The organism is Enterobacter sp. N18-03635 (assembly GCF_004006055.1).
Classification (GTDB): domain Bacteria; phylum Pseudomonadota; class Gammaproteobacteria; order Enterobacterales; family Enterobacteriaceae; genus Enterobacter; species Enterobacter vonholyi.
This window is the reverse complement of sequence record NZ_CP034769.1, coordinates 373,729-386,801: the sequence shown is the minus strand read 5'-3', so window position 1 is coordinate 386,801 and position 13,073 is coordinate 373,729. Positions and strand designations below refer to the sequence as shown.

Here is a 13,073-nt window from a genome sequence, read left to right as displayed (position 1 = left end):
TGTTAATGAGGTCAGCATCGCTTAACTGACTGACAGGAAGTGTCACTCCCAATACGTTTTTTGCATTTTTTTAATTCACAATGTCACCGACAAACGTGTGGATTTGCGCTATACTTGCCGCCTTTTTCGGCACGCTGCCGTCATTTAGCTGGCACTTTCCAGCGCGTTTACACTTTTTGAGGATACCGATATGTCACTCCCACACTGCCCAAAATGCAATTCTGAATACACCTATGAAGATAATGGCATGTTCATCTGCCCGGAATGCGCTCATGAGTGGAATGATGCCGAACCATCAAACGATGCTGATGCACTTGTCGTCAAAGATGCGAACGGCAATCTGCTGGCGGACGGCGACAGCGTCACCGTGATTAAAGATCTGAAAGTGAAAGGCAGCTCTTCCATGCTGAAGATCGGCACCAAAGTGAAGAATATCCGTCTGGTTGAAGGCGATCATAATATCGACTGCAAAATTGACGGCTTCGGTCCGATGAAGCTGAAATCAGAGTTTGTGAAAAAGAACTGATTTACCCGCCCGGAGGCGCTTCGCTTACCGGGCTTTCGGGCACTACACTTAACGGGCTTATCTTACGTGAGGTAAAGATTATGCCGTTAAGTCCCTACATCTCTTTTGCCGGCAACTGCGCTGAGGCCACCGCCTTTTACCAGCAAGCCGTCGGCGCAGAACTTCTCTATAAAATCACCTTCGGCGAAATGCCAAAAAGCGATAACAGCGAAGAAGGCTGTCCGTCCGGTATGCAATTTCCGGATTCGGCTATCGCCCACTCCAACGTCCGCATTGCGGGCAGCGATATCATGATGAGCGACGGGATGCCGCCCGGCAGCAACGCGCAGTACGCGGGTTTTACGCTGGTGCTTGACACCCAGGACGTCCATGAAGGCAAACGCTGGTTCGACAACCTTGCCGCGGGCGGGAACATCGACATGGCCTGGCAGGAAACCTTCTGGGCACATGGTTTTGGTAGAGTCACCGATAAGTACGGCGTGCCGTGGATGATTAACGTCGTTAAGCAACAAACGTCGTAGGCAGGACACGCGCAGCGCAGCCAGCAAAAGCGCGCGGTGGCGCTGCGCTTACCGGGCCTACAGTAACTGTCATCGCTTTCACTTCAACTCTTCAAACTCCCGCAACCTGCACTTAACCCAAATGTCATATTGATGCGCCAGCATGAGGCCACATTTATCGTGAGACCCAGCACATGCAAACCGTCATCCGCGTCGAGAATCTGAGCAAGACCTTCAATCACAACAAGGCTCTGCATGCCGTTGATCTGACCGTCCGGCAGGGCGACATGGTGGCGCTTCTCGGGCCTTCTGGCTCGGGTAAATCTACCCTTCTGCGCCATTTGAGCGGGCTTATCACCGGCGATAAAACGCCGGAAAGCCACGTCGAGCTGCTGGGTAATACCGTACAGCGCGCCGGGCGTCTGGCGAGCGATATCCGCAAGAGCCGCGCCCAGACGGGCTACATCTTCCAGCAGTTCAACCTGGTAAACCGCCTGACGGTGCTGGAGAACGTGCTGATTGGCGCGCTCGGCAGCACCCCGTTCTGGCGCACCTGTCTGCGCTGGTTCTCCCCTTCCCAGAAGCAGGAAGCCTTACAGGCGCTGACCCGCGTCGGCATGGCGCACTTCGCCCACCAGCGCGTCTCCACCCTGTCCGGTGGGCAACAGCAGCGCGTAGCGATTGCGCGCGCGCTGATGCAGAAAGCGCAAATCATTCTTGCTGACGAACCCATCGCCTCGCTGGACCCGGAGTCCGCCCGCATCGTGATGGAGACCCTGCGCGACATTAACCAGAACGACGGCATCACCGTAGTGGTCACGCTGCATCAGGTGGATTACGCCCTGCGCTACTGCGAGCGCATCGTCGCCCTGCGTCAGGGGCACGTGTTCTTTGATGGCGCGAGCCATCAGTTTGATAACGAACGTTTTGACCATCTCTACCGCAGCATTAACCGCGTCGAAGAGAACGCGCAGGCTGCTTAATTAAACCCGATCCGAGGAAAGTACATGAGCTACAAAGCCGTTGCCGCGCTGGCCTTTACCAGCATGTTCAGCATCAGCACCCTGTTAAGCCCAGCGTATGCGGAAGAGCAGGAAAAAGCGCTGAACTTCGGCATTATTTCGACGGAATCACAGCAGAACCTGAAGCCTCAGTGGGAACCGTTCCTGAAAGATATGGAAACCAAACTGGGGATCAAAGTGAACGCCTTCTTCGCCCCGGACTATGCGGGCATCATCCAGGGGATGCGCTTTAATAAAGTGGACATCGCCTGGTACGGCAACCTCTCCGCCATGGAAGCGGTGGACCGAGCGAACGGCCAGGTCTTTGCCCAGACCGTCGCGGCCGATGGCTCCCCTGGCTACTGGAGCGTGCTGATCGTCAACAAAGACAGCCCGATCAACAACCTCAATGACATGCTCGCCAAACGCAAAGAGCTGACCTTCGGCAACGGCGACCCGAACTCTACCTCCGGCTACCTTGTCCCTGGCTACTACGTCTTCGCCAAAAACAACGCCTCCGCCAGCGACTTCAAGCGCACCGTAAACTCCAGCCATGAAACCAACGCGCTGGCCGTGGCCAACAAGCAGGTGGACGTTGCCACCAACAACACCGAGAACCTCGACAAGCTGAAAACCTCAGCGCCGGACAAGCTTAAAGAGATCAAGGTTATCTGGAAATCGCCGCTGATCCCGGGCGACCCGATCGTGTGGCGTAAAAACCTGTCCGAAAGCACCAAGGACAAGGTGTACGACTTCTTCATGACCTATGGCAAAACGCCGGAAGAGAAAGCAGTTCTCGAACGTCTGGGCTGGGCACCGTTCCGCCCGTCAAGCGACCTGCAGCTGGTTCCGATTCGCCAGCTGGCGCTGTTTAAAGAGATGCAGGGCGTCAAGGACAACAAGGGACTGAAGGACGAGGAAAAGACCAGCAAAGTGGCCGAGATTCAGGCCCAGCTTGAAGACCTCGACCGCCTGACCGCCGCGCTCGGCGCGATGACCAGCGTGAATAAAGCGGTGCAGTAACTTTGTCCCCTCTCCCTTGAGGGAGAGGGAGAACAGATTAAGGAGCCAACATGCAAACCATCACCCTCCCGCCGCCAAAGCGCAGCTGGTTCTCGCTCATAAGCTGGGCCATCCTGCTGGCGGTGCTGGTTATCTCCTGGAAGGGCGCGGAAATGGATCCGCTGCTGCTCTTCAAAGACGCGGGCAACATGGCGACCTTCGCCGCCGACTTCTTCCCGCCGGACTTCAGCCAGTGGCAGGACTACCTCAGCGAAATGGCGGTCACCCTGCAAATCGCCGTCTGGGGCACCGCGCTTGCCGTCATTCTCTCCGTTCCGTTTGGCCTGATGAGCGCCGAAAACATCGTGCCGTGGTGGGTATACCAGCCCATGCGCCGCCTGATGGACGCCTGTCGTGCGATCAATGAAATGGTCTTTGCGATGCTGTTCGTGGTCGCCGTCGGCCTGGGTCCGTTTGCAGGCGTTATGGCGCTTTTCATTCACACTACCGGCGTGCTCTCCAAGCTGCTCTCCGAGGCGGTCGAAGCCATTGAACCAGGTCCGGTGGAAGGCATCCGCGCCACGGGTGCCAATAAAATCGAAGAGATTCTCTACGGCGTTCTGCCTCAGGTGATGCCGCTGCTGATCTCCTACTCCCTGTACCGCTTTGAGTCCAACGTCCGCTCCGCCACCGTGGTCGGCATGGTGGGCGCAGGCGGGATTGGCGTCACCCTGTGGGAAGCGATTCGCGGTTTCCAGTTCCAGCAAACCTGCGCCCTGATGGTGCTCATCATCGTCACCGTCAGCCTGCTGGATTTCCTCTCTCAACGTTTGCGTAAGCACTTCATCTGAGAAGCGAGGCTTTGTTTTCTATGCACTTATCCAGACATCCGACCAGTTACCCCACCCGATGGCAAGAGATTGCGGCAAAGCTCGAAGTGGAGCTGCGCACGCACTACCGCTGCGGAGACTACCTCCCTGCCGAGCAGCAGCTTGCCGACCGCTATGAAGTCAATCGCCATACCCTCCGCCGCGCCATTGACCAGCTGGTCGAGCGCGGCTGGGTGCAGCGCCGTCAGGGCGTGGGCGTGCTGGTGCTGATGCGCCCGTTCGACTACCCGCTGAACGCCCAGGCGCGCTTTAGCCAGAACCTGCTGGATCAGGGCAGCCACCCGACCAGCGAAAAGCTGCTCTCGGTATTAAGACCGGCCTCCAGCCACGTGGCGGACGCGCTGGGCATTCAGGAGGGCGACAACGTCATCCACCTGCGCACGCTGCGCCGCGTCAACGGCGTGGCGGTGTGCCAGATCGACCACTACTTCGCGGACCTCACCCTCTGGCCGGTGCTGCAGAATTTCTCCAGCGGATCGCTGCATGATTTTCTCCAGAATGCGACAGGCATTGCGCTGAAACGCACCCAGACGCGCATCAGCGCCCGCCGCGCGCAGGCGAAAGAGAGCAAAGTACTCGAAATTCCCAATATGGCCCCGCTGCTCTGCGTGCGCACCCTCAACCACCGTGACGGCGAGATCGACGCGACGGAATACTCCGTCAGCCTGACCCGCGCCGACATGATCGAATTCACCATGGAGCACTGAATGCACTTCGACACCGCCACCCGACAGCGCTGGATGCGCGTGCTGGCCCACAGCCAGCCTGCTGCGCTGGCTGCCCGCATGAACGCCCTTAACCTGGCCCCCGGGTACGACATCCTCCGCGCGCCGGAGATCGGCCTTGTGCAGATCCAGGCGCGCATGGGCGGCACCGGCGAGCGCTTTTTCGCCGGGGATGCCACCCTCACCCGCGCAGCGATCCGCCTGCACAGCGGCACGCTGGGCTACGGCTACGTGCTGGGGCGTGATAAAGCGCACGCCGAGCGCTGCGCGGTCATCGACGCACTTTTACAGGAACAACCGCATTTCCAGACGCTGATGGAAACCCTTATTTCCCCGCTGGAGGCCGACCGCGCCGCACGTCTTGCCGCGCGTCAGGCCGAAGTGAATACCAGCCGGGTCGACTTCTTTACGCTCGTTCGCGGAGACAACGCATGACGCTTCAACCCGCTTTTACCCTGGCCGTCCAGGATGCCCAACACAGTTTTCGTCGCCTGCTGAAAGCCATGAGCGAGCCGGGCGTGATTGTCTCGCTGCACCAGCTCTCTCAGGGCTGGCTGCCGCTGAACCTGGCGACCACCAGCGTGCTGCTGACCCTGGCCGACAACGATACCCCGGTATGGCTTTCGGGCGCCCTGTCTAACGATATCGCCAGCCAGAACCTGCGTTTTCACACCGGCGCCCCGCTGGTTGAACAGCCGCAGCAGGCAATCTTTGCCGTGGCCGACGAACAAATCAGTCATGAACAGCTGAATGCCCTGAGCGAAGGCTCCGCCGTCGCCCCGGAAACCAGCGCCACGCTGATTTTGCAGGTCACCAGCCTGAGCGGCGGCCGCATGCTGCGCCTGACGGGGGCAGGCATCGCCGATGAGCGCATGGTTGCGCCGCAGCTGCCGGAGTGCATCATTCACGAGCTGACCGAGCGCCCGCACCCGTTCCCGCTGGGCATTGACCTGATCCTGACCTGCGGCGAGCGCCTGCTGGCCATCCCGCGGACCACCCACGTGGAGGTGTGCTGATGTACGTTGCCGTCAAAGGGGGCGAGAAGGCTATCGCCGCCGCCCATGCGCTGCAGGCGCACAGACGACGGGGCGATGAACGGCTTCCCGAGCTGAGCGTGGCCCAAATCGAGCAGCAGCTAAACCTTGCCGCCGACCGCGTGATGACCGAGGGCGGCATCGCCGACCGCGAGCTGGCGGCGCTGGCCCTGAAGCAGGCCAGCGGCGATAACGTGGAAGCGATCTTCCTGCTGCGCGCTTACCGCACTACGCTTGCCAAACTGGCGGTGAGCGAGCCGGTCAATACCGCGGAGATGCGCCTGGAGCGCCGCATTTCTGCCGTTTATAAAGACATCCCCGGCGGCCAGCTGCTTGGCCCCACGTACGACTACACCCATCGCCTGCTCGATTTTACCCTACTGGCGAACGGCGAGATGCCACCGCTCAGCACCTCCGATGCCGAACAGGAACCGTCTCCGCACGTTTTCAGCCTGCTGGCGAAACAGGGCCTGGCGAAGGCGGAAGCGGATTCCGGCGCGCAGCCGGATGACATCACCCGCACGCCGCCGGTTTACCCGTGCTCGCGCTCGTCCCGCCTGCAGCAGCTGATGCGCGGCGACGAAGGCTATCTGCTGGCGCTAGCCTACTCCACCCAGCGCGGCTACGGGCGCAACCACCCGTTTGCCGCCGAAATTCGCAGCGGCTATATCGACGTCGAAATCGTGCCGGAAGAGCTGGGTTTTGCGGTGAACGTCGGTGAACTGCTGATGACCGAATGCGAAATGGTGAACGGTTTTGTCGCGCCTGAAAATGAAGACCCGCACTTTACCCGCGGCTACGGGCTGGTATTCGGCCTCGGCGAGCGCAAGGCCATGGCCATGGCGCTGGTCGACCGCGCCCTGCAGGCACCGGACTACGGCGAGCACGTTGCAGGCCCGGCGCAGGACGAAGAGTTCGTGCTGGCCCACGCGGACAACGTTGAGGCCGCCGGTTTTGTCTCACACCTCAAGCTGCCGCACTACGTCGATTTCCAGGCCGAACTGGAACTGCTGAAACGCCTGCAACGGGAGCGCAAACATGGCTAACTTAAGCGGCTACAACTTTGCCTATCTGGATGAGCAAACCAAACGCATGATCCGCCGAGCGATACTTAAAGCGGTGGCGATTCCGGGCTATCAGGTGCCGTTCGGCGGCCGCGAAATGCCGATGCCCTACGGCTGGGGCACGGGCGGCATCCAGATTACGGCCAGCGTGATCGGCGAGGCGGACGTGCTGAAGGTCATCGACCAGGGCGCCGACGACACCACCAACGCCGTGTCGATCCGCAGCTTCTTTCAGCGGGTAACGGGCGTCGCGACCACCGAAAAAACCGAAGACGCGACGCTGATCCAGACCCGCCACCGCATCCCGGAAACCCCGCTCGCTGAAGATCAGATTTTGATTTTCCAGGTGCCGATCCCGGAGCCGCTGCGCTTTATCGAGCCGCGCGAAACGGAAACCCGCACCATGCACGCCCTGGAAGAGTACGGCGTCATGCAGGTGAAGCTGTATGAGGATATCGCCCGCTTCGGCCATATCGCCACCACCTACGCCTACCCGGTGAAGGTGAACGGGCGCTACGTCATGGACCCGTCGCCAATCCCAAAATTCGATAACCCGAAGATGGACATGATGCCGGCCCTGCAGCTTTTCGGCGCCGGGCGCGAAAAGCGCATCTACGCCGTCCCGCCGTACACGCGTGTTGAAAGCCTGGATTTCGACGATCACCCGTTTACGGTTCAGGAGTGGAACGAGCCGTGCGCCATCTGCGGATCCAAACACAGCTATCTGGATGAAGTGGTGCTGGATGATACGGGCAAACGGATGTTTGTCTGCTCCGACACCGATTTTTGCCGCCAACAGAGCGAGGCGAACGGCCAATGAAACCGCTGCTTTCGGTTAATAACCTGACCCACCTGTATGCGCCGGGCAAAGGCTTTAGCGACGTGTCGTTCGAGCTGTGGCCGGGCGAAGTGCTGGGCATTGTCGGCGAGTCCGGCTCCGGCAAAACCACCCTGCTGAAGTCCATCTCCGCGCGCCTGACGCCGCAACACGGCGAGATACTCTACCAGGGACACTCCCTTTACGGCATGAGCGAGGCCGAGCGCCGCCGCCTGCTGCGCACCGAGTGGGGCGTGGTGCATCAGCACCCGATGGACGGCCTGCGCCGTCAGGTCTCCGCCGGGGGCAACATCGGCGAACGCCTGATGGCTACCGGCGCGCGCCACTACGGCAACATCCGCGCTACGGCGCAGCACTGGCTTGAAGAAGTTGAAATTCCCGCCTCGCGCATCGACGACCTGCCGACGACCTTCTCCGGTGGGATGCAGCAGCGCCTGCAAATTGCCCGCAACCTGGTGACCCATCCGAAGCTGGTGTTTATGGATGAACCCACCGGCGGGCTGGACGTCTCGGTGCAGGCGCGACTGCTCGACCTGCTGCGCGGCCTGGTGGTGGAACTGAACCTTGCGGTGGTGATTGTCACCCACGATCTGGGCGTGGCGCGCCTGCTGGCGGACCGTCTGCTGGTGATGAAGCAGGGCCAGGTGGTGGAAAGTGGGTTAACTGACCGCGTGCTCGACGATCCCCACCATCCCTATACCCAGCTGCTGGTGTCGTCCGTGTTGCAGAACTAAGAGGCCAACATGATCCACGTACAAAACGTAAGTAAGACCTTTGTGCTCCACCAGCAAAACGGCGTGCGCCTGTCGGTGCTGCAAAATGCCTCTCTGGAGGTTAATCGCGGCGAATGCGTGGTGCTGCACGGCCACTCCGGCAGCGGAAAATCGACCCTGCTGCGCTCCCTGTACGCCAACTATCTGCCCGACGAAGGCCATATTCATATTCGCCACGGCGAAGAATGGGTCGACCTGGTTCAGGCCCCCGCGCGTAAGGTGCTGGAGGTGCGCCGCACGACGATCGGCTGGGTGAGCCAGTTTCTGCGGGTGATCCCGCGGATCTCCGCCCTGGACGTGGTCATGCAGCCGCTGCTGGATCTTGGCGTGCCGCGCGAAACCTGTGCCGCCAAAGCCGCCAGCCTGCTGACGCGCCTCAGCGTGCCCGAGCGCCTGTGGCACCTTGCCCCGTCGACCTTTTCCGGCGGCGAGCAGCAGCGCGTCAATATCGCCCGCGGCTTTATTGTCGACTACCCGATTTTACTTCTGGATGAACCCACCGCCTCGCTCGACGCTAAAAACAGCGCGGCCGTGGTGGAACTGATCGAGCAGGCCAAAGCGCGCGGGGCGGCGATCGTCGGGATCTTCCACGACGAGAGCGTTCGCACCCGCGTCGCGGACAGGCTGCACCCGATGGGGACAAACGCATGATTATCAATAACGTCAAGCTGGTGCTGGATAATGAGGTGGTTGACGGCTCGATTGAGATCCAGGACGGAACAATCCGCGCGTTTGCTGAAACCCAGAGCCGCTCGCCCGAGGCGATGGACGGTGAAGGCGGCTGGCTGCTGCCGGGGCTGATTGAACTGCATACCGATAATCTGGACAAGTTCTTCACCCCCCGCCCGAAGGTGGACTGGCCCGCGCATTCTGCGATGAGCAGCCACGACGCGCTGATGGTCGCCAGCGGCATCACCACCGTACTGGACGCGGTGGCGATTGGAGACGTGCGCGACGGCGGTGACCGTCTGGAGAACCTGGAGAAGATGATCAACGCCGTGGAGGAGACGCAAAAGCGCGGCCTCAACCGCGCCGAGCACCGTCTGCACCTGCGCTGCGAGCTGCCGCACCACACCACCCTGCCGCTGTTTGAAAAGCTGGTAGGCCGCGAGCCGGTGTCGCTGGTCTCCCTGATGGACCACTCGCCGGGACAGCGTCAGTTCGCCAACATTGAAAAGTATCGCGAATACTATCAGGGCAAATATTCTCTCAGCGATGCGGAGATGGCGCGTTACGAAGAAGAGCAGCTGGCGCTTGCGGCACGGTGGTCGCAGCCTAACCGTCTCAGGATTGCGGCGATGTGCCGGGACCGTAATATCGCGCTGGCCAGCCATGACGATGCCACACACGATCACGTGCTCGAATCCCACCAGCTTGGCAGCGTGATCGCCGAATTTCCCACCACGTTCGAGGCGGCTGAAGCCTCCCGCAGGCACGGCATGAACGTGCTGATGGGCGCACCGAACATCGTGCGCGGCGGCTCGCACTCCGGCAACGTCGCGGCAAGCAGGCTCGCTTCCCTCGGCCTGCTGGATATCCTCTCGTCCGACTACTACCCCGCCAGCCTGCTCGACGCGGCGTTCCGGGTGGCCGACGACGAGGGCAACCGCTTTACGCTGCCGCAGGCGATTCGCCTGGTGACGAAAAACCCGGCCTCGGCGCTTAATCTGCAGGATCGCGGCGAGATAGCCGAAGGCAAGCGGGCGGATCTGGTCCTGGCCCACCGCAGGGGCGAGCACGTTCATATCGACCACGTCTGGCGTCAGGGAAAGAGGGTGTTCTGATGGGAAGACTTATCTGGCTAATGGGGCCGTCCGGCTCCGGTAAGGACAGCCTGCTGTCCGCCTTACGGCAGCAGGAGCATACCCAGCTGCTGGTGGCGCACCGTTACATTACCCGGGCGGCCAATGCGGGGAGTGAAAACCATATCGCCCTGAGCGAGCAGGAGTTTTTTACCCGTGCCGGGCAAAATCTGCTGGCGCTGAGCTGGCACGCCAATGGCTATTACTACGGAATCGGCATCGAGACCGATCTGTGGCTGCATGCGGGGTTCGACGTGCTGGTCAACGGCTCGCGGGCGCATCTTTCGCAAGCCCGCGCCCGCTATGGGGCGGCCCTGCTGCCGGTCTGCCTGCAGGTTTCGCCGGAGGTCCTGCGCAGCCGGTTGCAGAGACGGGGTCGTGAATCCGCCCGCGAGATCGACCAGCGGCTGGAGCGTGCGGCGCGTTACACCCCTTCCGACTGCCATATCCTTAATAACGACGGAAGTTTGCTACAGTCAGTCGAGACCTTTTTATCGCTTATCCGTCAGAAGGAGAAACAGCATGCCTGACTGTACGCTTCGTCCCGCCACCGCCGACGATGCGCAAATCGTCTATGCGTTAATCTGCGAATTGAAACAGGCCGAGTTCGATCGCCAGGCGTTTCACGCGGGCTATCTTGCCAATCTGCAGGATCACAACATGCGCTACCAGCTTGCCGAACTGGACGGGCAGGTCATCGGCATGATCGGCCTGCACCTGCAGTTTCACCTCCATCACGCGCGCTGGATCGGCGAGATCCAGGAGCTGGTGGTGATGCCGCAGGCGCGCGGGCTAAAGGTGGGCAGCCAGCTGCTGGCCTGGGCGGAAGGGGTGGCACGAGAGGCGGGCGCGGAGCTGACCGAGCTCTCCACCAGCGTGAAGCGCACCGACGCCCACCGTTTTTACGTCCGTGAAGGATATACGCAGAGCCATTTCCGATTCACCAAACCGCTATAGAGGTGCGTTATGAGTCTGACGATCGCCTTAACAGGAACCGGAGGCGCCCAGCTCGTACCGGTCTTTGGCTGCGACTGCGCGGCGTGCCGCCGGGCGCGCCTGCAGGAGACCTATCGCCGTCGCCCCTGTAGCGCGGTGGTCAAATTCAACGATGCGGTGACCCTGCTGGACGCGGGTATTCCGCACCTGATGGACGACTGGGCTGCAGGCAGCTTTCAGCAGTTTTTGCTGACCCATTACCATATGGATCACGTTCAGGGGCTCTTCCCCCTGCGCTGGGGCGTGGGCGCGACGATCCCCGTCTACGGTCCGCCGGATGAAGCGGGCTGTGACGACCTGTTTAAACATCCGGGGATTCTGGATTTCAGCCATACGGTCGAACCCTTTGTCATGTTTGAGCTTCAGGGAATGCGGGTAACGCCGCTGCCGCTCAACCATTCGAAACTGACCTTCGGGTATTTGCTGGAGTCAGCCCACAGCCGCGTAGCCTGGCTTTCCGACACCGCCGGGCTGCCGGAAAAAACGGTGAAGTTCCTGCTCAACAATCAGCCGCAGGCGATGATTATCGACTGCAGCCATGCACCGCGCGACGAGACGCCGCGAAACCATTGCGACTTAAATACCGTGATGGCGCTAAACGAGGTGATTGGCTGTCCGCAGGTGATCCTGACCCACATCAGCCATCAGTTTGACGTGTGGATGATGGATAACCCGCTGCCCGACGGCATTGAAGCAGGGTATGACGGGATGGTGCTGGTGCTGGATTAGGTTTCTCCCTCTCCCGTGGGAGAGGGTTGGGATGAGAGCAATAGGCGGCACTTAGCCTCGATCGTAATCGTCTTCCAACCTGCGCTCGTCCTCTTCCAGACGACGTCTGTCGTCATCCAGCTGTCGCTGGCGCTCGTCTAAACGGCGGCGCCTGTCTTCGAGCTGCCGACGACGATCGTCGTACTGTCGACTGTCGATTTGACGGCTGCGGTCATAACGATCGTCGTCGTCATTGCTTCGGCTGCTGCTGGGGTTGTAGGCATCGTTGATCGCCTGCTGAATGTTGCCAATAGCATCATCAACAATGTCGGCATGAGCCAGTTGGCTGGTGAGTGACAGCAGACCAAATAACAGAGCAGTTGAGTAACGTTTCATAAGGCCAGACTCGCAGGTGAACTGGCCTTACGATAATGAACGGCAGGAAACGGGGGTAGCGGAGGAATCTCAAATTCAATTGTGTCCTGGGACTTCCATCAGTTGATTCGCACGCTGTTTATTTTCTGCGACCAGGACGATGCCATAGCATTTTTGATCCGGCGAATGGCTCCAGATACGATCTTCGGGGATACACCCTCCGTCATAGATAACCTTGCTACCATCATACGGCCAAAATGCGCCCTGCTCGGTATCGAGAACAAATACAGCGATTTGGTCAGACTCGCGGGCAATTTTCTGCCAGAGCATCTTCCCACCCTCATATTGTTCAAAGTCGCTGACAAGCGTCACGCCACACTGTAATACCAGGGCTTCATACAGGCGAGTTGCCAGTCCCTTGTCACGCTCGGCGGGATCAACGCAGATACCTTCTACCTGAATAACATTGGCATCTTCCCAACAGCGCTCGACGGCAATGATATCTTCACCCAAATGCGTTTTACGTTGTAAATCCAGGGCAGCAACAACCCGATGCCGGGGAACCCCATCGAAGGTTTCGATATCCGCTTCAATAATCGCAGCTCTTGGCGTCTGGCTATCAAAAATAACATGTAGCACTCGCCCGGAAAGCTCAAACTCATCAACGAGTTTAAACGACCTGGCAATTGTGCTCGGGCTGTATGTTGTAGGCATCACGATCATTTGTGAGTCCCCCTTTGTGAGTACCGGCATAATTCCTTTTATATCCCAATCTGCTAAATTTTGCGCAGATTAACATCACCGGCGTTAACGATGCTCTTGATGAAATCCTAAACAGA

Annotated in this window: 18 protein-coding genes; 16 read left to right on the top strand and 2 right to left on the bottom strand. The window is 59.9% G+C overall.

Translation table 11 applies throughout. The annotated features are described in order from the left end of the window. Positions 1-190: 190 nt before the first annotated feature. The 16 genes from ELK40_RS02550 (at position 191) to phnP (ending at position 11,880) form a co-directional block, all read left to right on the top strand. Complete coding sequence (locus ELK40_RS02550; RefSeq protein ID WP_111964171.1) at positions 191-526, top strand: zinc ribbon domain-containing protein YjdM; 336 nt, start codon at positions 191-193, stop codon at positions 524-526. Between the two features lie 80 nt (positions 527-606). After that, positions 607-1,047 (top strand): VOC family metalloprotein YjdN, encoded by a 441-nt coding sequence (gene yjdN / locus ELK40_RS02545; protein WP_115876885.1) that lies wholly within the window; start codon positions 607-609, stop codon positions 1,045-1,047. Between the two features lie 173 nt (positions 1,048-1,220). Beyond that, the gene (gene phnC / locus ELK40_RS02540) at positions 1,221-2,009 is read left to right on the top strand and encodes a phosphonate ABC transporter ATP-binding protein (RefSeq protein ID WP_127729324.1); all 789 of its coding nucleotides are present in this window, start codon (positions 1,221-1,223) and stop codon (positions 2,007-2,009) included. 24 nt (positions 2,010-2,033) lie between these two features. Further along, complete coding sequence (gene phnD / locus ELK40_RS02535; protein ID WP_127729322.1) at positions 2,034-3,050, top strand: phosphonate ABC transporter substrate-binding protein; 1,017 nt, start codon at positions 2,034-2,036, stop codon at positions 3,048-3,050. A gap of 50 nt (positions 3,051-3,100) precedes the next feature. After that, positions 3,101-3,880 (top strand): phosphonate ABC transporter, permease protein PhnE, encoded by a 780-nt coding sequence (gene phnE / locus ELK40_RS02530; protein ID WP_048226491.1) that lies wholly within the window; start codon positions 3,101-3,103, stop codon positions 3,878-3,880. A 20-nt stretch (positions 3,881-3,900) separates the two neighbouring features. Beyond that, on the top strand, positions 3,901-4,626 hold the full coding sequence (phnF, locus tag ELK40_RS02525; RefSeq protein WP_023326523.1) for a phosphonate metabolism transcriptional regulator PhnF: 726 nt from the start codon (positions 3,901-3,903) through the stop codon (positions 4,624-4,626). After that, on the top strand, positions 4,627-5,079 hold the full coding sequence (phnG, locus tag ELK40_RS02520; protein WP_127729320.1) for a phosphonate C-P lyase system protein PhnG: 453 nt from the start codon (positions 4,627-4,629) through the stop codon (positions 5,077-5,079). It begins immediately after the preceding gene. Continuing rightward, on the top strand, positions 5,076-5,660 hold the full coding sequence (phnH, locus tag ELK40_RS02515) for a phosphonate C-P lyase system protein PhnH (protein ID WP_127729318.1): 585 nt from the start codon (positions 5,076-5,078) through the stop codon (positions 5,658-5,660). Before phnG ends, phnH begins: the two co-directional genes overlap by 4 nt. Further along, complete coding sequence (locus tag ELK40_RS02510) at positions 5,660-6,724, top strand: carbon-phosphorus lyase complex subunit PhnI (RefSeq protein ID WP_127729316.1); 1,065 nt, start codon at positions 5,660-5,662, stop codon at positions 6,722-6,724. Before phnH ends, ELK40_RS02510 begins: the two co-directional genes overlap by 1 nt. After that, positions 6,717-7,562, top strand: a complete 846-nt coding sequence (locus ELK40_RS02505; RefSeq protein WP_127729314.1) for an alpha-D-ribose 1-methylphosphonate 5-phosphate C-P-lyase PhnJ — start codon at positions 6,717-6,719, stop codon at positions 7,560-7,562. The genes ELK40_RS02510 and ELK40_RS02505 overlap by 8 nt, the downstream gene beginning before the upstream one ends. Beyond that, positions 7,559-8,314 (top strand): phosphonate C-P lyase system protein PhnK, encoded by a 756-nt coding sequence (phnK, locus tag ELK40_RS02500; RefSeq protein WP_115876891.1) that lies wholly within the window; start codon positions 7,559-7,561, stop codon positions 8,312-8,314. The genes ELK40_RS02505 and phnK overlap by 4 nt, the downstream gene beginning before the upstream one ends. A gap of 9 nt (positions 8,315-8,323) precedes the next feature. After that, a complete protein-coding gene (gene phnL, locus ELK40_RS02495; RefSeq protein WP_127729312.1) occupies positions 8,324-9,004 on the top strand; it encodes a phosphonate C-P lyase system protein PhnL in 681 nt (226 codons plus the stop codon). After that, complete coding sequence (gene phnM, locus ELK40_RS02490) at positions 9,001-10,137, top strand: alpha-D-ribose 1-methylphosphonate 5-triphosphate diphosphatase (RefSeq protein ID WP_127729310.1); 1,137 nt, start codon at positions 9,001-9,003, stop codon at positions 10,135-10,137. Before phnL ends, phnM begins: the two co-directional genes overlap by 4 nt. Then, positions 10,134-10,685 (top strand): ribose 1,5-bisphosphokinase, encoded by a 552-nt coding sequence (phnN, locus tag ELK40_RS02485; protein WP_127729308.1) that lies wholly within the window; start codon positions 10,134-10,136, stop codon positions 10,683-10,685. Before phnM ends, phnN begins: the two co-directional genes overlap by 4 nt. Then, positions 10,678-11,112, top strand: coding sequence for an aminoalkylphosphonate N-acetyltransferase (gene phnO, locus ELK40_RS02480; protein ID WP_115876895.1), 435 nt, complete (start codon positions 10,678-10,680; stop codon positions 11,110-11,112). Before phnN ends, phnO begins: the two co-directional genes overlap by 8 nt. 9 nt (positions 11,113-11,121) lie before the next feature. After that, positions 11,122-11,880 carry a phosphonate metabolism protein PhnP gene (gene phnP / locus ELK40_RS02475; protein ID WP_127729306.1) on the top strand — a complete coding sequence of 253 codons (759 nt, stop codon included), beginning with the start codon at positions 11,122-11,124 and terminating at the stop codon, positions 11,878-11,880. Between the two features lie 51 nt (positions 11,881-11,931). Here phnP and yjdP read toward each other — a convergent pair whose 3' ends face one another. Both yjdP and ELK40_RS02465 read right to left on the bottom strand, forming a co-directional pair. After that, on the bottom strand, positions 11,932-12,255 hold the full coding sequence (gene yjdP, locus ELK40_RS02470; protein WP_033144428.1) for a DDRRRQL repeat protein YjdP: 324 nt from the start codon (positions 12,253-12,255) through the stop codon (positions 11,932-11,934). 75 nt (positions 12,256-12,330) lie between these two features. Continuing rightward, positions 12,331-12,957, bottom strand: coding sequence for a GNAT family N-acetyltransferase (locus ELK40_RS02465; protein ID WP_008500049.1), 627 nt, complete (start codon positions 12,955-12,957; stop codon positions 12,331-12,333). Positions 12,958-13,073: the final 116 nt, after the last annotated feature.